Annotated in this window: 25 protein-coding genes; 6 read left to right on the plus strand and 19 right to left on the minus strand. The window is 75.7% G+C overall.

The window, feature by feature from the left end:
• Window positions 1-44: 44 nt before the first annotated feature.
• Window positions 45-1,856 (minus strand): ABC transporter ATP-binding protein, encoded by a 1,812-nt coding sequence (locus ACI8AD_RS20345; RefSeq protein ID WP_456872344.1) that lies wholly within the window; start codon window positions 1,854-1,856, stop codon window positions 45-47.
• Window positions 1,853-3,628 carry an ABC transporter ATP-binding protein gene (locus tag ACI8AD_RS20350; RefSeq protein WP_456872345.1) on the minus strand — a complete coding sequence of 592 codons (1,776 nt, stop codon included), beginning with the start codon at window positions 3,626-3,628 and terminating at the stop codon, window positions 1,853-1,855. Before ACI8AD_RS20350 ends, ACI8AD_RS20345 begins: the two co-directional genes overlap by 4 nt.
• A 116-nt stretch (window positions 3,629-3,744) precedes the next feature.
• On the opposite strand from ACI8AD_RS20350, the gene ACI8AD_RS20355 reads away from it, so the two are divergent.
• Entirely contained in the window at window positions 3,745-4,386 is a 642-nt protein-coding gene (locus tag ACI8AD_RS20355) for a TIGR03085 family metal-binding protein (protein ID WP_456872346.1), read from the plus strand.
• Window positions 4,387-4,461: 75 nt separating this feature from the next.
• Here ACI8AD_RS20355 and hisF read toward each other — a convergent pair whose 3' ends face one another.
• From hisF to priA, 3 genes are read right to left on the minus strand one after another with little or no spacing between them, the layout of a single operon-like run.
• Window positions 4,462-5,256, minus strand: coding sequence for an imidazole glycerol phosphate synthase subunit HisF (gene hisF / locus ACI8AD_RS20360; protein ID WP_456872347.1), 795 nt, complete (start codon window positions 5,254-5,256; stop codon window positions 4,462-4,464).
• Window positions 5,253-5,645 (minus strand): RidA family protein, encoded by a 393-nt coding sequence (locus tag ACI8AD_RS20365; RefSeq protein WP_456872348.1) that lies wholly within the window; start codon window positions 5,643-5,645, stop codon window positions 5,253-5,255. The genes hisF and ACI8AD_RS20365 overlap by 4 nt, the downstream gene beginning before the upstream one ends.
• Complete coding sequence (gene priA, locus ACI8AD_RS20370) at window positions 5,642-6,376, minus strand: bifunctional 1-(5-phosphoribosyl)-5-((5-phosphoribosylamino)methylideneamino)imidazole-4-carboxamide isomerase/phosphoribosylanthranilate isomerase PriA (protein WP_456872349.1); 735 nt, start codon at window positions 6,374-6,376, stop codon at window positions 5,642-5,644. The genes ACI8AD_RS20365 and priA overlap by 4 nt, the downstream gene beginning before the upstream one ends.
• A gap of 60 nt (window positions 6,377-6,436) precedes the next feature.
• Here priA and ACI8AD_RS20375 point away from each other — a divergent pair, with 60 nt between their 5' ends.
• Together ACI8AD_RS20375 and ACI8AD_RS20380 are read left to right on the plus strand one after the other, a co-directional pair.
• Window positions 6,437-7,051 (plus strand): nitroreductase family protein, encoded by a 615-nt coding sequence (locus ACI8AD_RS20375; RefSeq protein ID WP_456872350.1) that lies wholly within the window; start codon window positions 6,437-6,439, stop codon window positions 7,049-7,051.
• Window positions 7,048-7,803: an SDR family NAD(P)-dependent oxidoreductase gene (locus tag ACI8AD_RS20380; RefSeq protein WP_456872351.1), complete on the plus strand. Its 756-nt coding sequence runs from the start codon at window positions 7,048-7,050 to the stop codon at window positions 7,801-7,803. The genes ACI8AD_RS20375 and ACI8AD_RS20380 overlap by 4 nt, the downstream gene beginning before the upstream one ends.
• Window positions 7,804-7,885: 82 nt before the next feature.
• Here the strand turns inward: ACI8AD_RS20380 and ACI8AD_RS20385 are convergent, their stop codons facing one another.
• The gene (locus ACI8AD_RS20385) at window positions 7,886-9,385 is read right to left on the minus strand and encodes a DUF222 domain-containing protein (protein WP_456872366.1); all 1,500 of its coding nucleotides are present in this window, start codon (window positions 9,383-9,385) and stop codon (window positions 7,886-7,888) included.
• Between the two features lie 173 nt (window positions 9,386-9,558).
• On the opposite strand from ACI8AD_RS20385, the gene ACI8AD_RS20390 reads away from it, so the two are divergent.
• Complete coding sequence (locus ACI8AD_RS20390) at window positions 9,559-10,593, plus strand: molybdopterin-dependent oxidoreductase (protein ID WP_456872352.1); 1,035 nt, start codon at window positions 9,559-9,561, stop codon at window positions 10,591-10,593.
• A gap of 1 nt (window position 10,594) precedes the next feature.
• Here the strand turns inward: ACI8AD_RS20390 and hisH are convergent, their stop codons facing one another.
• The 6 genes from hisH to hisD form a co-directional block, all read right to left on the minus strand.
• The gene (gene hisH / locus ACI8AD_RS20395; protein WP_456872353.1) at window positions 10,595-11,230 is read right to left on the minus strand and encodes an imidazole glycerol phosphate synthase subunit HisH; all 636 of its coding nucleotides are present in this window, start codon (window positions 11,228-11,230) and stop codon (window positions 10,595-10,597) included.
• Window positions 11,227-11,505 (minus strand): nucleotidyltransferase family protein, encoded by a 279-nt coding sequence (locus tag ACI8AD_RS20400; RefSeq protein WP_456872367.1) that lies wholly within the window; start codon window positions 11,503-11,505, stop codon window positions 11,227-11,229. Before ACI8AD_RS20400 ends, hisH begins: the two co-directional genes overlap by 4 nt.
• Window positions 11,506-11,590: 85 nt before the next feature.
• Window positions 11,591-11,767, minus strand: a complete 177-nt coding sequence (locus ACI8AD_RS20405) for a hypothetical protein (RefSeq protein ID WP_176450038.1) — start codon at window positions 11,765-11,767, stop codon at window positions 11,591-11,593.
• Entirely contained in the window at window positions 11,768-12,364 is a 597-nt protein-coding gene (gene hisB / locus ACI8AD_RS20410) for an imidazoleglycerol-phosphate dehydratase HisB (RefSeq protein ID WP_456872354.1), read from the minus strand.
• Window positions 12,365-12,369: 5 nt separating this feature from the next.
• Complete coding sequence (locus tag ACI8AD_RS20415) at window positions 12,370-13,488, minus strand: histidinol-phosphate transaminase (RefSeq protein WP_456872355.1); 1,119 nt, start codon at window positions 13,486-13,488, stop codon at window positions 12,370-12,372.
• Window positions 13,485-14,789, minus strand: coding sequence for a histidinol dehydrogenase (hisD, locus tag ACI8AD_RS20420; protein ID WP_456872356.1), 1,305 nt, complete (start codon window positions 14,787-14,789; stop codon window positions 13,485-13,487). Before hisD ends, ACI8AD_RS20415 begins: the two co-directional genes overlap by 4 nt.
• Window positions 14,790-14,897: 108 nt before the next feature.
• Here hisD and ACI8AD_RS20425 point away from each other — a divergent pair, with 108 nt between their 5' ends.
• Window positions 14,898-15,764: an LON peptidase substrate-binding domain-containing protein gene (locus tag ACI8AD_RS20425; RefSeq protein WP_456872357.1), complete on the plus strand. Its 867-nt coding sequence runs from the start codon at window positions 14,898-14,900 to the stop codon at window positions 15,762-15,764.
• Here the strand turns inward: ACI8AD_RS20425 and ACI8AD_RS20430 are convergent.
• From ACI8AD_RS20430 to lspA, 6 genes are all read right to left on the minus strand, one after another.
• Window positions 15,757-16,389, minus strand: a complete 633-nt coding sequence (locus ACI8AD_RS20430) for a hypothetical protein (RefSeq protein WP_456872358.1) — start codon at window positions 16,387-16,389, stop codon at window positions 15,757-15,759. The two genes, ACI8AD_RS20425 and ACI8AD_RS20430, sit on opposite strands and share 8 nt — an antisense overlap.
• A 59-nt stretch (window positions 16,390-16,448) precedes the next feature.
• Window positions 16,449-20,024, minus strand: a complete 3,576-nt coding sequence (dnaE, locus tag ACI8AD_RS20435) for a DNA polymerase III subunit alpha (protein ID WP_456872359.1) — start codon at window positions 20,022-20,024, stop codon at window positions 16,449-16,451.
• 212 nt (window positions 20,025-20,236) lie between these two features.
• On the minus strand, window positions 20,237-20,698 hold the full coding sequence (locus ACI8AD_RS20440) for a GNAT family N-acetyltransferase (RefSeq protein ID WP_456872360.1): 462 nt from the start codon (window positions 20,696-20,698) through the stop codon (window positions 20,237-20,239).
• Entirely contained in the window at window positions 20,695-21,522 is an 828-nt protein-coding gene (locus ACI8AD_RS20445) for a CPBP family intramembrane glutamic endopeptidase (RefSeq protein ID WP_456872361.1), read from the minus strand. The genes ACI8AD_RS20440 and ACI8AD_RS20445 overlap by 4 nt, the downstream gene beginning before the upstream one ends.
• A 19-nt stretch (window positions 21,523-21,541) precedes the next feature.
• Window positions 21,542-22,477: an RluA family pseudouridine synthase gene (locus ACI8AD_RS20450; RefSeq protein WP_456872362.1), complete on the minus strand. Its 936-nt coding sequence runs from the start codon at window positions 22,475-22,477 to the stop codon at window positions 21,542-21,544.
• A 26-nt stretch (window positions 22,478-22,503) separates the two neighbouring features.
• On the minus strand, window positions 22,504-23,214 hold the full coding sequence (lspA, locus tag ACI8AD_RS20455) for a signal peptidase II (protein WP_456872363.1): 711 nt from the start codon (window positions 23,212-23,214) through the stop codon (window positions 22,504-22,506).
• 77 nt (window positions 23,215-23,291) lie between these two features.
• On the opposite strand from lspA, the gene mqo reads away from it, so the two are divergent.
• Window positions 23,292-24,785 (plus strand): malate dehydrogenase (quinone), encoded by a 1,494-nt coding sequence (gene mqo / locus ACI8AD_RS20460; protein WP_456872364.1) that lies wholly within the window; start codon window positions 23,292-23,294, stop codon window positions 24,783-24,785.
• A gap of 97 nt (window positions 24,786-24,882) precedes the next feature.
• Here the strand turns inward: mqo and ACI8AD_RS20465 are convergent, their stop codons facing one another.
• Window positions 24,883-25,767 carry a DUF559 domain-containing protein gene (locus ACI8AD_RS20465; protein ID WP_456872365.1) on the minus strand — a complete coding sequence of 295 codons (885 nt, stop codon included), beginning with the start codon at window positions 25,765-25,767 and terminating at the stop codon, window positions 24,883-24,885.
• Window positions 25,768-25,931: the final 164 nt, after the last annotated feature.

The following is a 25,931-nucleotide window of genomic DNA, read 5'->3' on the forward strand; positions in this document are numbered from 1 at the left end:
CCAGGACCCGGCAGCCCAGGACCCGGCAGCCTGGACCTGACAGCTCAGGACCCGACGCGCTGAGGCTCGCCGGCCGAGGACCGCCGCCACGAGGCGTGCAGCCGGGCGTAGGGCCCGACGGCGTCGACGAGGTCGGCGTGCGTCCCCCGCTGCACGACCCGTCCGGCGTCGACGACGAGCACCTCGTCGGCGCGCTCGGCGGTGGACAGCCGGTGGGCGATCGTCAGCGTGGTGCGGCCCTCGGTGAGCCGGTCGAGGGCGAGGGTCAGCCGCCGCTCGGTGGCCGGGTCGACGGCGCTGGTGGCCTCGTCGAGGACGAGCAGGTCGGGGGCGGCGACGTGCGCGCGGGCGATGGCGACCAGCTGCCGCTCCCCCGCCGACATCGAGTCACCGCGCTGCCCCACCGGCGTCGCCACGCCGTCGGCCAGGCCGCGCACCCAGTCGCCGAGGCCGAGCTCCTCGAAGGCCGCCGTCACCTGCGCGTCGGTGAGGCCGGGCCGGCCGTAGCGGACGTTGTCGGCGACGGTCGCGTCGAAGAGGAACCCGTCCTGCGGCACCATCCCGACCCGCCGGCGCAGGGAGGCGAAGGCGACGTCGGTCAGCGGCACCCAGCCGGCGGCGTCGGAGCCGAGCAGCACCCGGCCCTCGGTGGGGTCCATGAGCCGGGTGACCAGCTTGGCCAGCGTCGTCTTCCCGGAGCCGGTCTCGCCGACGACGGCGTAGCTGCGGCGCGGCGCCAGGGTGAGGTCGACGTCCTGCAGCGCGGGCCGCGCGCCCTCCGCGTAGCGGAAGCCGACGTGCTCGAGGCGGACGCCCAGCGGCCCGGCGGGCAGGTCGCGGGCGGCGCCGGTGGCGGCCGGGTCGCGGACGTCGGGCTCGGTGTCGAGGACGTCGAGCACGCGGCGGAACCCGGCGAGGGCGTTCTGCGCCTCGTTGAGCACCTCGCTGGCGGTCTGCACCGGCGCGACGAAGAGCGTGACGAGGAACAGGAAGGCGATCAGCGTGCCGGCGCTGATGTGGCCGGCCAGGCCCAGCAGCACGCCGACGACGACCACCGCGGCGTTGGCGATCGCGGCGACGAACTCGCCGCTGACGAACACCGCCGCGGTGACCTTCTGCGCGTCGACCTGGGCGCGGTAGTGGCGGCCGATGGAGCGGTCGAGCCGGGCGGCGGTGCGCTCGCGGATGCCGTAGGCGCGCACGGTCGGGGCGCCGACGACGGACTCCGAGACCGCGGCCAGCACGTCGCCGACCCGCTCGCGGACCACGCCGTAGGCGACGGCCAGCCGCTTGGCGAACCAGCGGACGGCGAAGCCCAGCGGCACGAAGCAGACCAGCACCAGCAGGGTCAGCTGCCAGGAGTAGACGGCCATGACCGCCGTCGCCACGACCAGCTGGCCGAGGCTGACCACGCCGAGCACGCCGCCCCACTGCATGAACGTGGACAACTGGTCGACGTCGCTGGTGACGCGGGAGACCAGGGAGCCGCGGCGCTGCCCCTGCTGGTGCAGCACCGACAGGTCGTGGACGTGCCGGAAGGCGCGCGAGCGCAGCCCGGCGAGCGCGGTCTCGGTGGTGCGGAACAACCGGACGTTCATCCGGTAGACGGCCACGCCGGTGAGCAGCACGACGGCGGCGCAGACGAGCACCAGCGTGCGGACCAGGCCGAGGTCGGGCCCGCCGGGGGCGAGCAGCCCGCGGTCGACCACCTGCTGGACGGCGATCGGCACGACCACCCGCCCGGCGGTGGCGACCAGCGCGAGGGCGAAGGTGGCCGGCAGCCCGCGGCGGAACTCCGGCATCGCCCGCAGCCCGCGGCGCAGGGTCGCGAACGCACCCTCCCGGGGGCCGGTCACGCCGCCGCCTCCGCCTGCGAGTAGGCGCGCACCAGGGCCGCGTAGCCGGGGACGGCGGCCAGCAGCTCCTCGTGGCTGCCGCGCGCGGTGACGCGACCGTTCTCGAGCCAGACCACCTCGTCGGCGAGGGCGATGGTGGCCTGCCGGTAGGCGACCACGACGACGGTGGAGGGCCGGTCCGCCGACCGCAGCGCGTCGAGGATGCGGGCCTCGACGGCGGGGTCGACGGCGCTGGTGGCGTCGTCGAGGACGAGCAGCCGGGGCCGGCGGACGACGGCACGGGCCAGCGCGATCCGCTGCCGCTGCCCGCCCGACAGCGTGGCGCCGCGCTCGCCGACGCGGGTGTCGAGGCCCTCGGGCAGCCGGTCGACGAAGTCCTCGGCGGCGGCCACCCGCAGCGCGGCGCGGACGTCGTCGTCGGTGTAGGGGCCGCCGAGGGTGACGTTGCCGCGCACGGTGTCGTCGAAGAGGAACGTGCCCTGCGGGACGAAGGCGGCCTGCGCGCTGACCTCGCCCTCGCGCAGGCTGCGCACGTCGACGCCGTCGAGCAGCACCTCCCCGCTCGCGGGGTCGACCAGCCGCACGAGCAGCCCGGCGAGGGTGGACTTCCCCGACCCGGTCGGCCCGACGACGGCGACGGTGGTGCCGGCGGCGACGTCGAAGGTGACGCCGGAGAGCACCGGCCGCGCGGCGCCGTCGAAGGCGTGGTCGACCGCGCGCAGGGCCAGGCCCGCCCCGCCGTCGTCTCGCACGGCCGTGCGCGCCCCGTGCGGCGTCTCCCCGGTGGCGTCGAGGACGGGGGTGACCCGGTCGAAGCCGGCCAGGGCGCGCGGCAGGTCGGCGAGCACCCAGCCGATCGCGCGGATGGGCAGCGCGAGCAAGGTGAACAGGTAGGCGACGCTGACCAGGTCGCCGGCGTCGGTGCCGCCGGAGGCGACCCGGCCGGCGCCGACGAGCAGCACGGCGAGCGTGCCGAGGCTGGGCAGCGCCTCCATCATCGGGTCGAACAGCCCCCGCACCCGGCCGACGGCGACCAGCCCGTCGCGCAGCTCGTACGCGCGCCGGCCGAACCGGTCGGCCTCGACGTCCTCGCGGCCGAGGGTCTTGACCACCAGGCCCGCGTCGAAGCTCTCGTGGGCGATCTCGCTGACCTCGGCGCGCAGCTGCTGGGCCCGCCGCATGCGCGGGCTCATCACCTGCGAGTAGACGACGTTGACGGCGAAGACCAGCGGGAAGACGACCAGGCCGACCAGCGCGAGCACCGGGTCGGTGGCCACCAGCGCGCCCACGGTGATCCCGATCATGATCAGCGCGCCGCACGCGAAGGGCAGCGGCGAGACGAAGAACCAGGCGGCCTCGACGTCGGAGTTGGCGTTGGACAGCAGCTGGCCGGTGGGGTGGCGCTGGTGCCACGACAGCGGCAGCCGCAGGTACTGGGCGGTGACCCGGCGGCGGTAGTCGGCCTGCAGCCGGTAGGCCATGATCCCGGCGAACAGCCGCCGGCCGAGGATGCCGAGGATCTTCAGCAGCGCCACGCCGAGCACGACCGCGACGGCGAGGGTCAGGGCCCCGGCGGTGGTGTCGCCCTGGTCGAAGGCCGGCAGCACCACCCGGTCGGTGAGCTCGCCGATCACGAAGGCCGACAGCACCGTCATCGCGCCGTAGAGGCCGCTGGCCAGGACGGCGAGGGTGAACATCCCCGGCTGCTCGGCGATCGCGCGGCCGACGTGGCGCAGTCCCCGCCGGACGACGGCGTCTCGAGCGGGGGGCACGGGTCTCCTCGGGATCGGGTCGCGGCAGCGTGCCGCGCGTACTTAGTCACGCTAACCGATCGGTGCCACGGGGGCCGCCGCGTTTCCGGGGAGCGCACCGTCGGTAACCCGCCGCCGTGACCGATGCTTCCCGCCCGTTCGCCGCGCGCGAGCGCGCGGCCCTCGCCGACCTGCTCGCCGACCTGGGGCCCGACGCCCCGACCTGCTGCGAGGGGTGGACGACGGCGCACCTGGCGGCGCACCTGGTCACCCGCGACCGGCGACCCGACGCGCTGCCGGGCTACGCGCTGGAGCGCACCCCGGTGGGCGGGCGGGCGCACGCGTACTCCGCGCGGCTGGAGGAGCGGCTGCGCACCTCGACGCCCTACGAGCAGGTGGTGGCCCGCGTCCGGCAGGGCCCGCCGCCGTGGCTGCCGGCGGGCTGGGCGCCGGTGGCGGCGCTGACCGACACCGCCGAGTTCGCGATCCACCACGAGGACGTGCGGCGCGCCCAGCCGGACTGGGAGCCGCGGGCGCTGCCGCTGGCCGACGCCGACCGGCTGTGGGGCGCCGCGCAGCTGTTCGCCCGCACGGTCGCGCCGCGGTACCCCGGCGGGCTCGTGCTGCAGCGCAGCGACGTCCCCGGCCCGGGCAGGCGGATCCGCGGGGGCGGCGACGTCGCCACCGTCGAGGGCGAGCCGCTGGAGGTGCTGCTGTGGGCCACCGGCCGGCGCGGCGTCGCCCGGGTCGCCGTCCGGGGCGGCGCCCCCGCCGCCTGAGGGCGCGCACTTTCGCGGACGTGCACGGATCGTCCGTGCACTTCCGCGGAAGTGCACGCAGATCCAGCCCGGCCGTCAGCGCAGGGGCGTGTCCGCGGCCGTCCGCACCGGCACGCCCGCACCGGCCAGCGCCTGCTTGACGTCGCCGATCCGCAGCGTGCCGAAGTGGAAGACGCTCGCGGCGAGCACCGCGTCGGCGCCGGCCTCGACGGCGGGCGGGAAGTGCTCGACCGCGCCGGCGCCGCCGCTGGCGATGACCGGCACCGACACCTCGCGGCGGACCGCGCGGATCAGCTCGGTGTCGAAGCCGGCGCGGGTGCCGTCGGCGTCCATCGAGTTGAGCAGCACCTCGCCGACGCCCAGCTCCGCGGCCTGCACCACCCACTCGACGGCGTCGCGGCCGGTGCCGCGCCGCCCGCCGTGCGTGGTGATCTCGAAGCCCGAGTCGGTGACGGCGCCGTCGCGGACCCGGCGGGCGTCGAGGGAGAGCACCAGCACCTGGTTGCCGAAGCGGTCGGCGATCTCGCCGATGAGCTCCGGCCGGGCGACGGCGGCGGTGTTGACGGCGACCTTGTCCGCGCCGGCCCGCAGCAGCCGGTCGACGTCGTCGGGGCTGCGCACCCCGCCGCCGACGGTCAGCGGGATGAACACGCTCTCGGCGGTGCGGCGGACGACGTCGTAGGTGGTCTCGCGGTCCCCGGAGCTGGCGGTGATGTCGAGGAAGGTGAGCTCGTCGGCGCCCTCGGCGTCGTAGACGCGGGCCATCTCGACCGGGTCGCCGGCATCGCGCAGGTCGACGAAGTTGACGCCCTTGACCACCCGGCCGGCGTCGACGTCCAGGCACGGGATGACCCGCACGGCGAGGCTCACGACCCCGCTCCCCGCACCGCGTCGGCCTCGAACTCGACCAGCATGTCCGGGTGCAGCAGCGAGGCCACGCCGATCATCGCGCTGGCCGGCCGGACGGCGCGGAAGACCTCGCCGTGCTCGCGTGCGACCTCCTCCCAGCGGGAGGTGTCGGTGACGTACACGCGGGTGCGGACGACGTCGGCGGGGGTCAGCCCGGCGCTGGCCAGCGCGTCGACGAGCACCCCGAGCGCGACCCGCGCCTGGGCGCCGACGTCGCCGGGGTGCACGACGACGCCGTCGACGGTGGCGGTGCAGCCGCTGACCCAGGCCTGGTCCCCCACGACGACGACCCGGCTGTAGCCGACGAGCTCCTCCCACGGCCCGCCGGAGCCGATGCGCTGCGCGGTCACGCCGCGGCCTCCCGGGTGACCGCGAGCGCCTCGGGGAGCGTGAAGGCGCCGGCGTAGAGGGCCTTGCCGACGATGGCGCCCTCGACGCCCACCGCGGTCAGCCCGGCCAGTGCCCGGACGTCGTCGAGCGAGCTGACCCCCCCGGAGGCGACCACCGGCTTCGGGGTGGCGGCGCAGACGTCGCGCAGCAGGTCGAGGTTGGGGCCGCGCAGCGTGCCGTCCTTGGTGATGTCGGTGACGACGTAGCGGGCGCAGCCCTCGGCGTCGAGGCGGGCGAGGGTCTCGAACAGCTCGCCGCCCTCGCGGGTCCAGCCGCGGGCGGCCAGCCGGGTGCCCCGCACGTCGAGGCCGACGGCGATGCGGTCGCCGTGCTCGGCGATGGCGCGGGCGCACCACTCGGGCGACTCCAGCGCGGCGGTGCCGAGGTTGACCCGGCGGCAGCCGGTGGCCAGGGCGGCGGCCAGCGACTCGTCGTCGCGGATGCCGCCGGAGAGCTCGACGTCGACGTCGAGGGCGCCGACGACGCGGGCGAGCAGCTCGCGGTTGCTGCCGCGGCCGAAGGCGGCGTCGAGGTCGACCAGGTGCACCCACTCGGCGCCGTCGCGCTGCCACTGCAGTGCGGCGTCGAGCGGGTCGCCGTAGGAGGTCTCGCTGCCGGCCTCCCCCTGCACGAGCCGGACGGCCTGGCCGTCGGCGACGTCGACGGCGGGGAGCAACTGGAGGGTCGGCACGGCGTCCAGCGTAGGGACCGGCCCACCGTGAGCTGCCTCGCCCACGGCAGGCTGGCGGGCGTGGAGTTCGCCGACGTCGTCCGCAGGCGCCGCATGGTGCGCGACTACGACCCCGACCGGCCGGTGCCGCCGGAGGTGCGAGAGCGGCTGCTCGAGCACGCGACCCGGGCGCCGTCGGCGGGGTTCACGCAGGGCTGGGCGTTCCTGGTGCTCGAGTCGGCGGCCGACCGGGAGCTGTTCTGGTCGGTGACCGCCTCCGAGGGCGCGCCCGACGGGTGGCTGACGCGGATGCGGCGGGCGCCGCTGCTGATCGTGCCGCTGTCGTCCAAGCAGGCCTACCTCGACCGCTACGCCGAGCCGGACAAGGGCTGGACCGACCGCGACGAGACCCGCTGGCCGGTGCCGTACTGGGACGTCGACGCCGGGATGGCCGCGCTGATGGTCCTGCTGACCGCCGTCGACGAGAGCCTCGGCGCCTGCCTGTTCGGCGTCCCGGCCGAGCGGGTCGGGGCCTTCCGGGCGGCGTTCGGCGTCCCGGCCACCCACCGGCCGGTCGCGGTGGTGTCGGTCGGGTACCCGGGGAGCGACGACCGGCGCTCGCCGTCGCTGCGGCGCGGCCGGCGGGGCCTCGACGAGGTCGTGCACCGCGGGCGCTGGTTGACTCCCGGCCCGTGACCTCCTCGCGTGCGGTGCTGGTGACCGGTGGCTCCCGCGGCATCGGGCGGGCGATCGCCCGGGCCTTCGCCGCCCGCGGCTACCGGGTGGCCGTGCACTGGGGCGCCTCCCGCGAGCGAGCCGAGGCCGTGCTGGCCGAGCTGCCCGGGTCCGGGCACGTGCTGGTGCAGGCCGACATGGCCGACGCCGGGTCGGTGGGCGCGATGGTCGACGCCGCCGCCGACGCCCTCGGCGGGCTCGACGTGCTGGTCAACAACGCCGGGGTGTTCGTGGCCTCCCCGCCGCTGCGCTCCTCCTACGACGAGTGGCAGCGGGTGTGGGAGCAGACGCTGGCGGTGAACCTGGTGGGCGCGGCCCACGCCACCTTCCGCGCGGTGCCGCACCTGCGGGCCGCCGGCGGTGGCGCGGTGGTCAACGTGTCGAGCCGCGGCGCGTTCCGCGGGGAGCCGGACAACCCGGCCTACGGCGCCTCGAAAGCCGGCCTCAACGCCTTCGCGCAGTCGATGGCGCTGGCGCTGGCGCCGCTGGGCATCTCGGTGACCGCCGTGGCGCCGGGCTTCGTGCAGACGGAGATGGCGCGGGAGGTGCTCGACGGCCCCGGCGGGGACGCCGTGCGCGCGCAGTCGCCGTTCGGGCGGGTGGCGCGGCCGGAGGAGGTGGCCGCGGCGGTCCTGTGGCTGGCCTCGCCCGAGGCACGGTTCAGCACCGGCACGATCGTCGACGTCAACGGGGCGTCCTACCTGCGCAGCTGACCCCGGTCACCCCCCGCGGGGGCTGCCACCCGGTGGGCCGGTGGCGAGGCCGGGACCGAGCCCCGGTGCGGCCGGTCGCCGCTCAGAACGGGCAGCCCGCGGTCGGCGGATCGGCACCCGCGGTCCCACCGGGAGGGGCGCCGGCCCGGACCGGTGGCGCGTCGACGACCCGCGGCGGATCGGTGACCCGGGTGACGCCCGAGGGCGTGGTCACCTCGAGCCGGCCGCCGGGCAGCAGCCGGAAGCGCCAGCCGGGGGCGTGGGTCTTCAGCCGGTGGTGCCGGCGGCAGAGGCAGCACAGGTTGTCGCAGCCCGTGGCGCCGGCCGGCCAGGGGGTGCAGTGGTCGAGGTCGGTGCGGCCGACCCGCCGGTTGCAGTGCGGATGGCGGCACCGGCGGTCGCGGACCGCCACGAACCGGCGGTGGCCGGCGCGGGGACGGTAGTGCGGGGTGTCCGGCGGCCGGCGCAACCCGTGACCGCGGGCGCCCCGCTCCACCGCCCGACGGGTGCCCACGGCGACCAGGTCACCGGCCCGGTCGTGGACGGCGAACTCCAGCGTGCCGCCGTCCGGGCGTTCCAGTCCCAGCGCACCGACCTCGGCGAGCAGCGCCCGGCACTGCGCGGCGCTGACCGGGTGCCCGTCGACCTCGGCCGGCTCGTCCCCGCCGCCCAGCGCGGACAGGGTCGCGTGCACGACGAGCGTCACGCCGATCGCCGGACGCCGGGCCCAGGGCCGCAGCACGAGGTCGCGGAACACCTCGCTGCGCAACTGCCCGATCGGCCGGTCGTCGCCACCGTCGCGGACCTGGCGCGCCCAGGCGTCGATCGCCGTCCCGCACGCCGCGGCCTCGGCCAGCGGCAGGTCGGCCACCAGCCGCGCCATGCCGTCCTCGGTCGGCCACCAGCGGACGTCGGCGGCCGCCCGGGCCCGCCGGTGCCGCCGCTCGCGGGCGTGAGCGTCCAGCCGGTCGATCCGCCGGCGCAGGGCGGCGCGGAGCCGGGCGGGCGTCTGTCCGGCCGCGCCCGGCAGCACGTCGGACTCCACCCGGGCGGCCAGCGCCTGGTCCAGCGGCTCGAGCAGGTCGACGACCGCCTCGGCGCGCTCCTCGTCGATCTCGCCGCGGCGAAGCGCCTCGAGGGTGGCCGGGAACCGCCGGGTGAGCGCCAGCGACGTCCGGACCAGGCGGGCGACCCGGCGCTCGCCGTAGGGGTGCACCAGGCCGAGCTCGCAGGGCAGCCACTCGCTGACGTCCATCACCTCGGGCACGGCGTCCTCGGGCACGGAGCCCTCGGGCACGGCGCCCTCGGCCGGGCGCTGCGTGGCCAGGACACCGACCAGCTCGGCCCGTTCCGCGGCCAGCGCGGCCGCGCGGCGCTCGGCGAGCTGGATCAGCCGCACGACCCAGCGATCGGGCAGCGCCGCCCGCTCGGGACTGCCCAGCGGGCACGCGGCGGCCATGAACTCGTCGGTGGAGGGCAGCGGGCCGATCGCGGCGAACAACTCCTCGCGGGACACCGGCGAGCCGTCGTCGGCAAAGCAGCCGCGGGACCGGAACGTCCCGTCGGCCACCTGTCCCACCATTTCGTACACGTGTTCGATCGTAGCCGACCGGCAGCCACCGCGCGAGACGTATCCGCAGGTCAGGGCGTTGTCCACAGATCCTGCGCGGGGCTGGCGAGGTCGGTCGTCGCTCCGCAACCGCAGCGTCGGCTGCGACCGGGTCACCGCAGGGGCGAGGGGAGGACACTCCGGGCATGCCGGCCGGTGCGCTCCCCCGCCGCGCCGGGCGCCGCACCAACCTCGGCCTGCTGGCGCTGCTGACCGTCGCGGGGGTCACCGGGCTGCTGGCCTTCGGGATCGGCACGCCGCTGCCGGCCCGCCTGGTCGCCGCCGCGCACGGGGCCGCGGGCCTGGGCCTGCTGCTGCTCGTGCCGTGGAAGACCGTCGTCGTCCAGCGCGCGAGGCGCCGGACCCGCGGCCGCCGCGACCCCGCCGTCGCCTGGGCACTGGCCGTGCTCCTGGCACTGACCGTGGGCACCGGCGTCCTGCACAGCGTGGCGGGCACCTCGGTGGCCGGGGTGGGCGTCCTGCAGGTGCACGTGGCCGCGGGCGTCGGCACCGGACTGCTGGTGGTGCTGCACGCCGTCGGCAGCCGGCAGCGGCCGCGGCGCGGCGACGCCTCCCGGCGGGCGCTGCTGCAGGCCGGCGGCCTGGCGGCCGGCGCGCTGGCCCTGTGGGCCGTGGTGGAGGGCGGCCTGCGGCTGACCGGGGCGCCCGGCGGCCGGCGGGCGGCCACCGGCTCGCACGAGCGCGGCAGCGGCGACCCGGCGGCGATGCCGGTCACCCAGTGGTTCACCGACACCGTGCCGGACGACGACGGCGGCGCGCTCGCGCTGGTCGCCAGCGGCCGCACGGTGCGGCTGCGGGCCGGCGATCTCGACCGCGGCGACACCCTCACCGCCGTCCTCGACTGCACCGGCGGCTGGTACGCCGAGCAGGAGTGGCGCGGGGTGCGGCTGGACCGGCTGCTGACCGGCCTGGACCTGCCCGACGGCGGCAGCGTCGACGTCGTCAGCGTGACCGGCTACCGGCGGCGGCTGCCGCTGGCCGACGCCGGCTCGCTGCTGCTGGCCACGCACTGCGCCGGCCGGCCGCTCTCGGCCGGGCACGGCGCGCCCGTGCGGCTGGTCGCCCCGGGCCGGCGTGGCTACTGGTGGGTCAAGTGGGTGGCGCGGGTGGAGGTCGTCGACGCGCCGTGGTGGGCGCAGCCGCCGGTCCCCCTGCAGTGACTCAGAGGGTCGCCAGCCAGTTGGTGAGCAGCTGGGCGCCGGCGTCGCCGCTCTTCTCGGGGTGGAACTGGGTGGCCGACAGCGCGCCGTTCTCCACGCCGGCGACGAAGCGGTCGCCGTGCTCGGCCCAGGTCACCTTCGGCGGGGCGAGCGGCCCCGGGCGGCCGTCCTGGCCGAGGGTGAACTCGCGGACGCCGTAGGAGTGCACGAAGTAGAAGCGCTCGTCGGCGAGCCCGTCGAACAGCACGGTGTCGCCGGGCACCTCGACGGTGTTCCAGCCCATGTGCGGCAGCACCGGCGCCTTCAGCTGCTCCACGGTGCCGGGCCACTCGCCGCAGCCCTCGGCGTCGTGGCCGTGCTCGACGCCGTGCTCGAAGAGGACCTGCATGCCCACGCAGATGCCCAGCACCGGGCGCCCGCCGGCCAGCCGGCGGCCGATGGTCCGCGGCCCGTCGACGGCGCGCAGCTCCTGCATGCAGTGCGCGAAGGCGCCGACCCCGGGGACGACGAGGCCGTCGGCGTCGAGCGCGGCCCGCTGGTCGGCGGTCACCGTGACGTCGGCGCCGACGCGGGACAGCGCCCGCTCGGCCGACCGCAGGTTGCCCGAGCCGTAGTCGAGGACGACCACCTTCTTCACGTCTGCCACGGTACCGAGCAGCGCGGGGAGGGCCGGCCGTGTTCCCACGACAGCACGGTGAGCTCGGGCCACACCGCCTGCCACCGGGCGGCCTTCGCCTCGTGGACGTCCCGGGCTGCGGGGCCGGCCGGGTCGGGCCGCACGACCAGGTCGAGCAGGTCCTCGAGGCCGTGGGGTGCGCACACCCGGGTCGGCGTCGCGGATGCCGGCGCGGCCCCCGTGCAGGGGCCCGCCCGAGCCTGCGAGGGCTGGGGGGTACGGGGGTCCTTCGTCAGTCCCCCACCCCGAGGGACGGCGCCCGCTCGAGCACCACCGCCACGATCGGGTCGGCGAGCACCAGCCCGAGCAGCCGGTCCTCGGTCAGATCAGCCGCAGGACGCCCGCGGCCGTCGCCAGCACCGCCGCCAGCAGCAGGATGACGGCGAAGACCACCTGCGGGCCGGTGCGGCCCTTGGTGTCGTGGTCGGCCTTCCAGATGCTCCACGCCCCGCCCAGCAGGAACCCGCCGAAGACGACGAGGACGACGCCCGAGGTCACCTACAGCGCGCCCTTGGTCGAGGGCACGTCGGACACCCGCGGGTCGATCGCGATCGCGGTGCGCAGCGCGCGGGCCAGCGCCTTGAACTGGCCCTCGACGATGTGGTGGGCGTCGCGGCCGCCGTAGAGGACCCGCACGTGCAGCGTGATCCGCGCGTTGAAGGCGAACGACTCAAGCACGTGCTTCGTCAGCGACGTCGGGTAGTCCGGCCCGATCAGCGGCGTCATGGTCTCGGGCTCGTCGTGCACGAAGTACGGGCGGCCGGAGAGGTCGACGGCGGCCTGCACGAGCACCTCGTCCATCGGGACCGTGGCGTCGCCGTAGCGGGTGATGCCCCGCTTGTCGCCGAGCGCCTCGCCGAAGGCCTGCCCGAGCGCGATGGCGACGTCCTCGACGGTGTGGTGGGCGTCGATGTGCAGGTCGCCGTCGGCCTGCACCGTCAGGTCGATGCCGCTGTGCTTGGACAGCGCGGTGAGCATGTGGTCGTAGAAGCCGACGCCGGTGCTGACCGAGCTCTTCCCGGTGCCGTCGAGGTCGAGCTCGACGACGAGCTTGGTCTCGCTGGTCGCGCGCTCGACGCGTGCGGTGCGGGTCATGGCGCTCAGTCTCCCAGGCGGTGGTCGGCGGCTCGGTGGTCGGCGGCGATCCCACCGAGGGCGGTGAGGAAGGCGTCGGTCTCGGCGGGCGTGCCGGCGGTGACCCGCAGCCAGCCGGGGATGCCGACGTCGCGGACGAGGACGTCGTGCTCGAGCAGCGCCTTCCAGGCGGCCGGCGCGTCGGCGAAGCGGCCGAACAGCACGAAGTTGGCGTCGCTGGGCACGCTGGTCAGGCCGAGTGACGGCAGCGCCGCGACGATCCGGTCCCGCTGCGCCTTGACGGCGTCGACGGTGGCCAGCAGCGCGTCGGTGTGCGCCAGCGCCGCCCGCGCGGCGGCCTGTGTCAGGGACGACAGGTGGTAGGGCAGCCGGACCAGCTGGACGGCGTCGACGACGGCGGGGTCGGCGGCCAGGTAGCCCAGCCGCAGGCCGGCCATGCCGAACGCCTTGCTCATCGTGCGGCTGACCACCAGCCGCGGCCGGTCGGGCAGCAGGCGCAGCGCCGAGGGCGTGCCGGTGCGGGCGAACTCGGCGTAGGCCTCGTCGACGACGACCACGCCGTCGGTGGCGTCGTAGAGCTCGGCGATGGTCTCCAGCGCCACCGCGGTGCCGGTGGGGTTGTTCGGGCTGGTGACGAACACGACGTCGGGGCGGACCTCGCGCACCTGCGCGGCGGCGGCCGCGGCGTCGATGGTGAAGTCCTCGCGGCGGTGCCCGTCGACCCACGCCGTCCCGGTGCCCGCGGAGATGATCGGGTGCATCGAGTACGACGGCGTGAAGCCCAGCGCGGTCCGGCCGGCACCGCCGAAGGCCTGCAGCAGCTGCTGGAGCACCTCGTTGGACCCGTTGGCCGCCCACACCTGCGCGGGGTCGACGTGCTCGCCGCCGCGGCTGAGGTAGGCGGCGAGGTCTGCGCGCAGCGCGACGGCGTCGCGGTCGGGGTAGCGGTTGAGCTGCAGCGCCGCGGAGCCGAGGGCCGCGCCGAGGTCGGCCAGCAGCTCGGCCGGCAGCGGGTGTGGGTTCTCGTTGGTGTTGAGCCGGTGGGCGACCTGCAGCTGCGGGGCGCCGTAGGGCGTGCGGCCGCGCAGCTCCGGCCGCAGCGGGAGCTCCTCCAGCGACGTCACGAGCGCTGCCGCACCCGGACCGCGGCCGCGTGTGCGGGCAGGTCCTCGGCGTGGGCGAGCGCGTCGACGTGCCCGGCCACCTCGGCGAGGGCCTGCTCGTCGTACTCGACGACGTGCACGCCGCGCAGGAACGACTGCACCGACAGGCCGCTGCTGTGCCGGGCGCAGCCGCCGGTGGGCAGCACGTGGTTGGAGCCGGCGATGTAGTCGCCGAGCGACACCGGCGACCAGGCACCGACGAACACCGCGCCGGCGTTGCGCACCCGCATCGCCACCGACCGCGCGTCCCGGGTCTGGATCTCCAGGTGCTCGGCCGCATAGGCGTCGACCACGGCGAGGCCGGCGTCGACGTCGTCGACCAGGACGACGCCGGACTGGCTGCCGTCGAGCGCGGTCAGGATCCGGTCGGAGTGCTTGGTGGCCGCGACCTGGCCGGGCACCAGGTCCAGGACGGCGTCGGCGAGCGCCTCGCTGGTGGTGACCAGCACCGCGCCGGCCAGCGGGTCGTGCTCGGCCTGGCTGATCAGGTCGGCGGCGACGTGCACCGGGTCGGCGGTGTCGTCGGCGAGGATCGCGACCTCGGTGGGGCCGGCCTCGGAGTCGATGCCGATCAGCCCGCGCAGCAGCCGCTTGGCCGCGGTGACGTAGACGTTGCCCGGGCCGGTGACCAGGTCGACCGGCTCGCAGGAGCCCGCGCCGTAGCCGAAGACGGCGATGGCCTGCGCGCCGCCGACGGCGTGCACCTCGGTGACGCCGAGCAGCGCGCACGCGGCGAGGACGCCGGGGTCGGGCAGGCCGCCGTGGTCGCGCTGCGGCGGGGAGGCGACGGCGATCGACTCGACGCCGGCGATCTGCGCCGGGACGACGTTCATCACCACGCTCGACAGCAGCGGCGCGAGGCCGCCGGGGACGTAGAGGCCGACGCGGCGCACCGGCAGCCACCGCTCGGTGACCGTGCCGCCGCGGACGACCTGGGTGGTGACGTCGGTGCGGGCCTGGTCGGCGTGCACCCGCCGCACCCGCGCGATCGACTCCTCCAGCGCCGCTCGCACGTCGGGGGCCAGGCCGTCGAGCGCCGCCCGGATCGCCTCCGGCGGCACGGTGAAGTCCTCGGCGTCGACGCCGTCGAGGCGGGCGGTGATCTCGCGGACCGCCTGGGCGCCGCGGAGGCGGACGTCCTCGCACAGCGGGCGGACGGTGGCCATGACCGAGTCGATGTCGGTGGCCGCGCGGGGCAGCAGGCCGGCCAGGTCGCGGACCCCGGGGAGCGCGGATCCGCGGAGGTCGATGCGGGAGAGCACGGGAGGGCCTCCGGGTGTGCGGCGCGGGGAGGGACGACCCCCCAGGGTAGTGACCGCGGTGGACCGCGCCGGGAGCGCCCGGGGTCACCGCCGCCGTAGGCTCGCCGCGTGGGTGATCTCATCCCGCTCTTCCCGCTCGGGACGCCGCTGTTCCCGGGCATCGTGCTCCCCCTGCAGGTGTTCGAGCCGCGGTACCGGACGCTCGTGCGCGACCTGCTGGCCCTGCCCGAGGGTCGCCAGCGGCGCTTCGGGGTGGTGGCGATCCGCCAGGGCTGGGAGGTCGAGAAGGTGGCGCCGGCCGAGGCGCTGTTCGACGTCGGCTGCACGGCGCTGGTGCAGGCGGTGCGGCCCCGGCCCGACGGCACCTTCGCGGTCGTCGCCGTCGGCGGCGAGCGGTTCCGGCTGCTCGACGTCGTCGTGGGCGCCCGTCCCGGCGAGGACGACCGCGAGGCCCCGCCCTACCTGCGGGCGGAGGTGGAGTGGCTCGCCGAGGAGGAGGCCGCCGAGGAGGCCGCCGGGGACCGGCAGGAGGTCCTCGACGCGCCGGACACCGGTGGGCGGGTGCCGGACGAGGGCCTCGTCGCGGAGGTGGCGCGCGGGTCGCTGGGCGTGCTCGAGCGCGGCGTCGGCGGGCTGTTCACCCGCTACGTCACCGCGGTCGCCGGGCTGCAGGCCGGGCTGGACGCCGACGAGGTGGAGCAGGCCGGCGGCATGACCGGTGCCGGGGACGACCCGACCGGCGCGGCGGCGCTGCTGGAGGCGGTGGCCGGCGACCCGCGGGCGCTGTCCTACCTGGTGGCCTCGGCGGCGCTGCTGACCACCGAGGACCGGCAGGCGCTGCTGGCGGAGTCGGCCACCCGGCGGCGGCTGGCCACCGAGAGCCGGATGCTGCGCCGGGAGCTCACCCTGCTCGAGACCGTGGGGGCGGTGCCGGCGCCGCTGACCCGGTTCAGCGGCCCGGTCAGCCTCAACTGACCGAGGGGGCCGGGGTGTCCCCGGTGGGACCGCGGCCGAGGTCGTCGTGGGCGGAGAACAGCGCGGCGACGACGTAGACGGCCAGTGCGGCGAACGGGCCGACCGCCAGCGCCGGCGGGGAGGACAGGTGCAGGCCCGAGGTGACCCGGGCGCCGACGTCGGACAGCTCGGCGGCCGTGGGGCCGGGCGCGAGCAGCTCCCCCAGCTGCCAGGCCAGCAGCCCCGCGACGCCGGTGCCGAGGCCGGTGGCCGCCAGGACCGCCACGCCGCGCCGCCGGCGCATCGCCCACGCGACCCCGCCGGCCAGCAGGCCGAGCCCGGCGAGCACCAGGACCAGCACGGAGTCGACGGCCACCAGCAGCTCCGGCGAGGGCCGCCCGAGCGGGACGGCGCCGCCCTCCACCACCTCGAACCGCGCGCGCGGGGCCAGCCACACCCACAGCAACCCCGCGGGCAGGCCGCAGAGCGCCAGCAGGCACCCCCAGGCGGTGGCCGCGCGCAGGTCGCCGCGCACCTCGGCCAGGACCTGCCCCGCCAGCGACCGCGCCGAGCGGCCGGCCACCGTCGCCGGCATCGTCGCCGGGCCGGGGACCGGGCCGTCGGGGACCGGGGCGGGGGTGCTCACGGCTCCCAGTGAACCCCGGGCGCCGGGCTGCCCGCCGCCGGGGGCGCCGCCCGCGGGGCTCACAGCAGGGCGACGCTGGTGGGTCCAAGCAGTGCCTTGATGTCACCCATCAGCGCGGTGCTGGGCCGCACCCGCAGGCCCTGGTCGAGGCGCAGCACGGTCTCCCGGCCGCCGTTGACGAGCTTGAGGTGGACCTCGGTGGTGCCCGGGTGGCTGCCCAGCACCTCGCGCAGCCGCTCGACCACCGGCGGGGTGCAGCGGGCCGCCGCCATGGACACCAGCACCGGCCCGCGCGGGCCCTCGGTGAGCTCCGGGATGGTCACCTCGGAGCCGAACAGCGAGGGCTGGTCGTCGCGCCGGCTGATGCGGCCCTTGACCACGACGATCTGGTCGCGGACGACCTTCTCCGAGACCTCCGCCCACGTCTTCGGGAAGAACAGCACCTCGATGCCGGACTCGAGGTCCTCCAGCGTGGCGATGGCCCAGGGCGCACCCTGCTTGTTCGTCCGCGGGGCCACCGCGGTGAGGATGCCGGCGATGGTGACGTTCGCGCCGTCCTCCACGCCGCCGGAGTTGATCTCCGCGATCGGGGTGTCGGCGTTGGCCGCCAGGACGTGCTCGACGCCGTGCAGCGGGTGGTCGGAGACGTAGAGGCCGAGCATGTCGCGCTCGAACACCAGCCGCTCGGACTTCGACCAGTCCGCCGTCGGGACGGCGATGTCCAGCGCCCCGCCGAACGGGTCGTCGGCGCCGCCGTCGTCACCGCCGAAACTGCCGAAGAGGTCGAACTGGCCCTCGGCCTCTTTGCGCTTGAGCGACATGGCGGCGTCGACGGCCTGCGCGTGGATCGCGGCGATGCCCTGGCGCGAGTGGCCCAGGGAGTCGAAGGCACCGGCCTTGGCCAGCGACTCGATGACCTTCTTGTTGCAGGCGACCGTGTCGATCTTGCGCATGAAGTCGGCGAAGTCCTTGAACGCGCCCTTCTCCTCGCGCGCCCGGACGATCGAGTCGACGACGTTGGTGCCGACGTTGCGCACCGAGGCCAGGCCGAAGCGGATGTCGGTGCCGACGGCGGTGAAGTCCCAGGAGGACTCGTTGACGTCGGGCGGGAGCACCTTGATGCCCATCCGCCGGCACTCGGCGAGGTAGACCGGCCGGCGGTCCTTGTCGTCGCCGACGCTGGTGAGCAGGCCGGCCATGTACTCGGCCGGGTAGTTGGCCTTGAGGAACGCCGTCCAGTACGAGACCAGGCCGTAGGCGGCCGAGTGGGCCTTGTTGAACGCGTAGTCGGCGAACGGGACGAGGATGTCCCACAGCGTCTTGATCGCCGCGTCGGAGTAGCCGCGCTCCTTCATGCCGGCCTCGAACCCGACGAACTCCGCGTCGAGGACGGACTTCTTCTTCTTGCCCATCGCGCGGCGCAGCAGGTCGGCCTTGCCGAGGGAGTACCCGGCGACCTTCTGCGCGATCGCCATGACCTGCTCCTGGTAGACGATCAGGCCGTAGGTCGTGCCGAGGATGTCCTCCAGCGGCTCGGCCAGCTCCGGGTGGATCGGCGTGATCTCCTGCTGGCCGTTCTTGCGCAGCGCGTAGTTGGTGTGCGAGTTGGCGCCCATCGGGCCGGGCCGGTACAGCGCGCCGACGGCGGAGATGTCCTCGAAGTTGTCCGGCCGCATGAGGCGCAGCAGCGAGCGCATCGGGCCGCCGTCGAACTGGAAGACGCCGAGGGTGTCACCGCGGGCCAGCAGGTCGTAGGTGGCCTTGTCGGTGAGGTCCTTGCTGATCTCGTCGAGGTCGATCGGCTCCTTGCCGTTCGCGACGATGTTGCGCAGCGCGTCGTCGATGACCGTGAGGTTGCGCAGGCCCAGGAAGTCCATCTTGAGCAGGCCGAGCGTCTCGCAGGTCGGGTAGTCGAACTGCGTGATGATCGCGCCGTCGTTCTCCCGGCGCATGATCGGGATCGAGTCGATCAGCGGGTAGCGGCCGATGATGACGCCGGCGGCGTGCACGCCCCACTGGCGCTTCAGTCCCTCGAGCTTGCGCGCCTGGTCGACCACCTCGGCCGCGCCCGGGTCGGACTCGTAGCGGGCGCGGAACTCCGCGGCCTCCTTGTAGCGCGGGTGGGCCGGGTCGAAGACGCCCGACAGCGGGATGCCCTTGCCCATGACGTCCGGCGGCATCAGCTTGGTCAGCTCGTCGCCCACCGAGTAGGGGCGGTCGAGCACGCGGGCGGCGTCCTTGATCGCGGCCTTGGCCTTGATGGTGCCGTAGGTGACGATCTGGCTGACCCGCTCCTCGCCGTACTTCTGCGAGACGTACTGGATGACCTCGCCGCGGCGGCGGTCGTCGAAGTCGATGTCGACGTCGGGCATGGAGACGCGCTCGGGGTTGAGGAACCGCTCGAAGATCAGCCCGTGCGCCAGCGGGTCGAGGTCGGTGATGCCCATGGCGTAGGCGGCCAGCGAGCCGGCCGCCGAGCCGCGGCCGGGGCCGACGCGGATGCCGTTGTCCTTGGCCCAGTTGATGAAGTCGGCGACCACGAGGAAGTACCCCGGGAAGCCCATCTGGGTGATGATCCCGACCTCGTAGTCGGCCTGCTTGCGCACGTGGTCGGGGATGCCGCCCGGCCAGCGCTTGTGCAGCCCGCGCTCGACCTCCTTGACGAACCACGAGGTCTCGTCCTCCCCCGGCGGCAGGGGGAAGCGCGGCATGAGGTCGGCGCCCTCGGTGAAGGTGACCTCGCACTGTTCGGCGACGAGCAGCGTGTTGTCGCAGGCCTCGCGCAGGTCACCGGTGAACAGCGCCCGCATCTCCGCGGCGCTCTTGAGGTAGTAGCCGTCGCCGTTGAACTTGAAGCGGTTGGGCTCGTTGAGCCGGGACCCGGTCTGGATGCACAGCAGCGCGTCGTGGGCCTCGGCGTCCTCCTTGTGCGTGTAGTGGAGGTCGTTGGTGGCCAGCAGCGGGATGCCGAGGTCCTTGGCGATCTCCAGCAGCGCCGGGCGGGTCTTCTGCTCGATGGACAGGCCGTGGTCCATCAGCTCGGCGTAGAAGTTCTCCTTACCGAAGATGTCCTGGAAGTCGGCGGCGGCCTGGCGGGCGCGGTCGTGCTTGCCCGCGCGCAGCCACATGTTGACCTCGCCGGAGGGGCAGCCGGTGGTGGCGATGAGGCCCGCGCCGTAGCGCTCGAGCAGGTCCCGGTCGAAGCGCGGCTTGCGGTACTGGCCCTCGAGGCTGGCCAGCGAGGAGATGCGGAAGAGGTTGTGCATCCCCTCGGTGGTGCGGGCCAGCAGCGTCATGTGCGTGTACGCCGCCTTGCCGCGGTTGGACCCGCCGTCGCCCTCCTCGTCGATCAGCTTGTCGCCGAAGTCGAACGGCGCGCGGTCGAAGCGCGAGCCGGGCGTGTAGTAGCCCTCCATGCCGATGATCGGCTTCACGCCGGCCGCGTTGGCCTGCTTGTAGAAGTCGTAGGCGCCGAAGACGTTGCCGTGGTCGGTCATCGCCAGCGCCGGCATGCCCTGCTCGGCGGCGGCCCTCGTCACCTCGGGCAGCTTGGCCGCCCCGTCGAGCATCGAGTACTCGGTGTGGACGTGCAGGTGCACGAACGAGTCGGTGCTCTCGGCGGCTGTGCTGCTCACGGTGCTGCGGCGCTCCTCACGGGTCGTGCTGGCCCGGCCGTCGGGTGCTCCGGCGGGCGACCGGCGGGGAAGACCGGCGGTGCGGTGCGGGCTCGGGACTGCTCCGGCCGGGCACCGACGCGGGCCCGGGCCGGTGCCTGCGATCCTCGCACCGGGGACGTTCTACGCCGAGGGTCTGACAGGACGTGTCTCGGCCCGGCGGGAGGCGCCGGTCACGTTCCCGGCGCGTCGTGCCCCAGTGGCCGACGCATCGTCACGTGCACGATCCCCGCCTCCACGTACTCCTCGCCGACGGCGGTGTAGCCGGCCCGCTCGTAGAAGCCGCGGGCGCCCACCTGCGCGTGCAGCTCCACCTCGGTCAGGCCGCGGGCGAGCGCCTGGCGGTGCAGCTCGGCGAGCACCGCGGCGCCGTAGCCGCCGCCGCGGGCCGAGGCCTCGACCGCCATCCGCCCGATCGCGGCGCGCCCGCCGCGCTCCAGCAGCCGCCCGGTGGCGACCACCCGGCCGGCGGGGTCGCGGGCGACGGCGTGCACGGCGACGGCGTCGGCGTCGTCCTGCTCGACCTCCGGCGGCACGCCCTGCTCCTCGACGAACACCCGGGTGCGCAGCGCGACCACCTCGGGCCAGTCGGCCGCCGTCGCCACCGTCGCCGTGGGGCCGTCCACGCCGCTCACGCGGGCGCTCCCCCGGCCGGCCGGCGCCCCGGCAGCGGGCCCGGCACCGGGTCGGGCAGTGCGGAGGCGGGGACCAGCAGGAAGCGCAGGTCGACGGCGGCGTGCAGCAGCACCGGCAGCAGCAGCGAGCCGGTCTGCAGGTACAGCGCGGCGAACACCGCCCCCAGGGCGCCGGTGAGCACGATCCCCGGCAGCCCCTGGTAGGCGTGTGCCAGGCCGAAGGCGACCCCGGCGACGGCGATCAGCGCGAGCTGCGGCAGCCCCCCGGCGATCGCGGCGACGACGGCGAGGAAGAACCCGCGGTAGAGCCACTCCTCGCACACGCCGGCGGTCACCCCGACCACCGAGAACAGCCGCCGCTCCGCCGGGGACCGCGGCAGCAGCGCCAGCGTCGCGTGCACCGGAGGCTCGGCGTGCCGCCCCTGCGCGGGCGCGGCGGGCGGCCGCGGCGGCACGGCCCGGGCCAGCGCGCCCGAGCGCAGCGCCCGCACGGAGGCCAGCGCCATCACCAGCACGAGCACCGTCACCGCGCCGGTCACGGGGCCGGGCAGCCCGGTGGGCCAGGCCAGCCCGACGGCCGCGGCGTCGACCCCGGGCGCGGCCAGCCAGACGACCAGGGCGAGCACCGCCAGGCCCCACTCGAGGACCAGCAGCCGCAGGTAGAACGACCGCCGCGCCGCGGGGTCGGTGCGCAGCCGGCCCTCGAAGCGGCGGTGCAGCACCTGCCCGACGACCGGCTCGCCGACCACCAGGTACACCGCGACGACGACGGCCGAGAGCGCGGCGGGGCCGAACGCGGCGAGGGAGTCGGGCAGGTCGGTCACGGTGCGGGCGCCCCCGGCGTCAGGACTCGGCGCGCAGGATCGCCAGGGCGCCGGCGAGGTCGTCGGGGTAGCCGCTGGTGAACTCCACCCAGTGGCCGTCGGCGGGGTGGGCGAAGCCGAGCCGGACCGCGTGCAGCCACTGCCGTGACACCCCCAGCCGCGCGGCCAGGGTCGGATCGGCGCCGTAGGTCGTGTCGCCGACGCAGGGGTGGCGCAGCGCGGAGAAGTGCACCCGGATCTGGTGGGTGCGCCCGGTCTCGAGGTGCACGTCGACCAGGCTCGCGGCCGCGAACGCCTCGACGACCTCGTAGTGGGTGACCGAGGGCCGCCCGCCGCTGACGACGGCGAACTTCCAGTCGTGCCGGGGGTGGCGGTCGATCGGCGCGTCGATGGTGCCGCGCGAGGGGTCGGGGTGGCCCTGCACCAGCGCGTGGTAGCCCTTGTCGACGGTGCGCTCCTTGAACGCCGCCTTGAGCACGGTGTAGGCCCGCTCGCTCTTGGCCACCACCATCAGCCCCGTCGTCGCGGCGTCGAGCCGGTGGACGACGCCCTGCCGCTCCGGCGCCCCGGAGGTGGAGACGCGGTAGCCGGCCGCGGCCAGCCCGCCGACGACGGTCGGGCCCTCCCAGCCGGGGCTCGGGTGCGCCGCGACGCCGACCGGCTTGTCGACCACCACGACGTCGTCGTCGTCGTGGACGACCGTGAGGCCGGGCACGGGCTCGGGCGCGGGCGGCTCCCCGGGCGGCGGGGGCAGCTCGACCTCCAGCCAGCTGCCGCCGGTGAGCCGGTCGCCCTTGCCGCGGACGCGGCCGTCGACCCACACCCGCTCGGCGTCGGCGAGGTCGGCGGCGACGGCGCGGGAGAGGCCGAACAGCCGGGCCAGGCCCTGGTCGACGCGCTGGCCCTCCAGCCCGTCGGGCACCGGCAGCGCGCGGTGCAGGCCGGGGGAACTCACCGGTCCATGGTGCCAGGTGGCGGGGGTCAGCCGCGGGAGACGGCGTCGGTGCCGGAGTCGTCCCGGCCGCGCGTGCCGTCGAACTCCACGCCGCGCAGCGCGAGGTAGGCGCCCAGCACGCCGCCGCAGACGATCGCCGAGTCGGCGACGTTGAAGATCGGGTAGACCTCCCCGTTCGGCGCGAACACCGACACGAAGTCGACGACGCCGCCGCGCAGGAAGCCGGGGTCGCGGAACACCCGGTCGACCAGGTTGCCGAGCGCGCCGCCGAGCACCAGGCCCAGCGCCACCGCCCAGCCGGTGGAGAACAGCCGCCGCGCCGTCCGCACGATCACCACCGCCACCGCGACGGCGATGAGGGTGAACACCACGGTGAAGCCCTCGGCGAAGGAGAACGCGGCGCCGGTGTTGCGCGCGTGGGTCAGGTAGACCAGTCCCCCGAGCAGGCGGAGGTTCTCCCCCCGCTCGACCGTGGCGACGACGAGCAGCTTGCTGGCCAGGTCGACGAGGAACACCGTCGCCGCGAGGAGGAGCAGCAGCCGCGTGCGCGGCCGGCGGGCCGGCGTCGCGGGGGCGGCGTCCTCGGGGTGGTCGTTCAGCGGGTGCTCCTGGGGTGGGGGGCCGACCCCGCGAGGGTAGCCGCGGCGGCTGGGTGCGCCGGGCCCGCCGCGCGGCCGTCGTCCGGCCCGGAGCGGTGCCCGCGGGTCGCCACCGGACGCCGGAGTAGCGGATCTCACACCCCGCCGAGTACGTGTCCGGGCGGTTCTCGGCCGATGGTCGGAGGTGGCGCACGTCCCCCGGCAGGAAGGCAGTCGTGTCCACCGACCTCGGTTCAGCCACCGACCCCGACGTGGTCCTCGTCGGCGGGGGCATCATGAGCGCGACGCTGGCGTCGCTGCTCGGTGTCGTCGCGCCGGACCGGACGATCACCGTCTTCGAGTCCGCGCCCGAGGTCGCCGGGGAGAGCTCGGACGCGTGGAACAACGCCGGCACCGGTCACGCGGCGCTCTGCGAGCTCAACTACACCCCGGCCGGGCCCGACGGCCGGGTCGGCACGGCCAAGGCCCGCGCCATCAACGAGCAGTTCCAGGTCTCGCGCCAGTTCTGGTCCCACCTGGTGCGCACCGGGCTGACCGGCTCGCCCAAGGAGTTCATCTCCCCGGTCCCGCACGTGAGCTTCGTGACCGGCGAGGAGGGGCGCGCCTACATGCGCGCCCGCCACGCGGCGCTGTCGGCCGAGCCGCTGTTCACCGGGCTCGAGTACACCGACTCGCCGTCGGAGCTGGCCGGCTGGGTGCCGCTGGTGATGGACGGCCGCGACCCCTCGCAGGTCGTCGCCGCGACCCGCTCGGTCGCCGGCACCGACGTCAACTTCGGCTCGCTCACCCGGCTGCTGTTCACCCAGGCCGAGGACCGCGGCGTGCAGGTGCACACCGGCCAGCGGGTCACCGGCCTCGACCGGCTCGGTGACGGCCGGTGGAAGGTGACCGTCACCGACCGGCGGACCGGCGAGGAGCGCTCGGTGCGCACCCGGTTCGTGTTCGTCGGCGCCGGCGGTGGCGCGCTGCCGCTGCTGCAGGAGGCCGGCATCCCCGAGATCCGCGGCTTCGGCGGCTTCCCGGTCAGCGGCATGTTCCTGCGCACCCGCTCCCCGGAGCTGGTGACCGAGCACCAGGCCAAGGTCTACGGCCAGGCCGCCGTCGGCGCGCCGCCCATGTCGGTCCCGCACCTGGACCTGCGCCTGGTCGACGGCGAGTACTCGCTGCTCTTCGGCCCCTACGCCGGCTGGTCGCCGAAGTTCCTCAAGTCCGGCTCGGTGTTCGACCTGCCGCTGTCGGTCAAGCCGAACAACCTCGGCTCGATGCTGGGCGTGGCCCGCACCGAGCTGGCGCTGACGAAGTACCTCGTCAGCGAGCTGCTGCAGTCGCGCGGCGCCCGGCACCGCACGCTGACGGAGTTCGTCCCGCTGGCCGAGCAGGCCGACTGGGACATGATCACCGCCGGTCAGCGGGTGCAGGTCATCAAGCGCGACCCGGCCAGCGGCCGGGGCGTGCTGCAGTTCGGCACCGAGCTCGTCGTGGGCGCCGACGGCTCGATCGCCGGCCTGCTCGGTGCCTCCCCCGGCGCGTCGACGGCGGTCTCGGCCATGCTCACCCTGCTCGAGCGGGCCTTCCCCGAGCAGGTCGCGGCCAACCGGGCGGCGCTGGAGGCGGCGATCCCGTCCTACGGGCGCGACCTGTCCTCCGACCCCGCCCTGCTGGCCCGCGTCCGCGCGGAGACCATGCAGACCCTCGAGCTCACCGGCTGACCCGAGGCCGGGCACGTCCGCGGAAGTGCACGGCCAATGTGCGGGCACTTCCGCGGAAATGCACGGCCCTCCCAGGCACTTCCGCGGAAGTGCACGGTCAGGACCGGACGGCTCGCCGGGTGAGGGCCGTCCGGACCCGGTCGACGACGTCGTCGAGCGCGCGCAGGTCGTGCGCCGCCACGCGGATGACCAGCCAGCCGGCCGCGACCAGGCGCGCCAGCCGGGCGTCGTCCCGCTCGATCTGGACGCCGTCGAAGTGGTACTCCCCCTCGTACTCGACGACGACCCGGTGCTCGGGCCACGCCAGGTCCACCCGCGCCAGCCGGCGGCCGTCCTCGACCACCTCGTACTGCGGGACCGGCGCGGGGAGCCCGGCCAGCACGCAGGCGACCCGCACCACGGACTCCGGCGGTGACTCGCTGCGCGGGTCGGTCAGCTCGAGCGCCCGGCGGACCCGTCGCGACCCCCGTCGTCCGGGGCGCCGGCGGAGCAGCTCGGCCAGCTCGTCCGCGGTGACGAGGCCGTCGCGCAGCATCGCGTCGAGGACGGACACCGCGCCCGCCGTCGGTTCCAGTGCCGCGACGTCCCAGGCGGTCCGCAGCGGGGCCGTGCACCGCAGCCCCGAGCCGTCGTCCCGGACGTCGCCCGGGACGACGTCGGTGCGGTGCACGCGCACCCCCTCCGGACCCCGCCACTTCAGCGGCGCGGGGAGGACCACGGTCACGGGGTCACGCCAGCCCGGCGCCGGCGCGCCGAGGACGGCGGCGGCCGACCGACCGCCCAGCGCCGCACCCGGCGGCATGAGCAGCGCGGCGGCGCGGCAGCGGAGCAGGTGGTCGCGCGGGACGGACACGTCGGCGTAGACCCCGTGCAGGACGCGGGCGTAGGGACCCTCGGCCAGTCCCCGCCGGCTGATCCGGCCCTCGGAGATCGCGTGGGACCCGATGAAGACACCCTCGGGCAGCGTGGGTCGCAGCAGCACCCGGTGATCATGGGTCGCCCCCGGCCGGGAGGGCCGTCGTCCACAGGCGGGATCCGCTCCAGCCGTGGTCGTCCGCGGCCGTGCACCACCCGCGCGCCCCGCCGGTGGGGCACTCGGCGCCGGTGGCCGCTCCCTTCTCGGCGCGCCACGACACCAGCACCCCC

The sequence above is a fragment of the Geodermatophilus sp. SYSU D00766 genome (genome assembly GCF_054049915.1).

Coding starts and splice junctions, on each gene's coding strand:
- ACI8AD_RS20385 (WP_456872366.1), bottom strand. CDS start 9,385: ATGGTGGGACAGGTGGCCGACGGGACGTTCCGGTCCCGCGGCTGCTTT.
- ACI8AD_RS20390 (WP_456872352.1), top strand. CDS start 9,559: ATGCCGGCCGGTGCGCTCCCCCGCCGCGCCGGGCGCCGCACCAACCTC.
- hisB (WP_456872354.1), bottom strand. CDS start 12,364: ATGACCCGCACCGCACGCGTCGAGCGCGCGACCAGCGAGACCAAGCTC.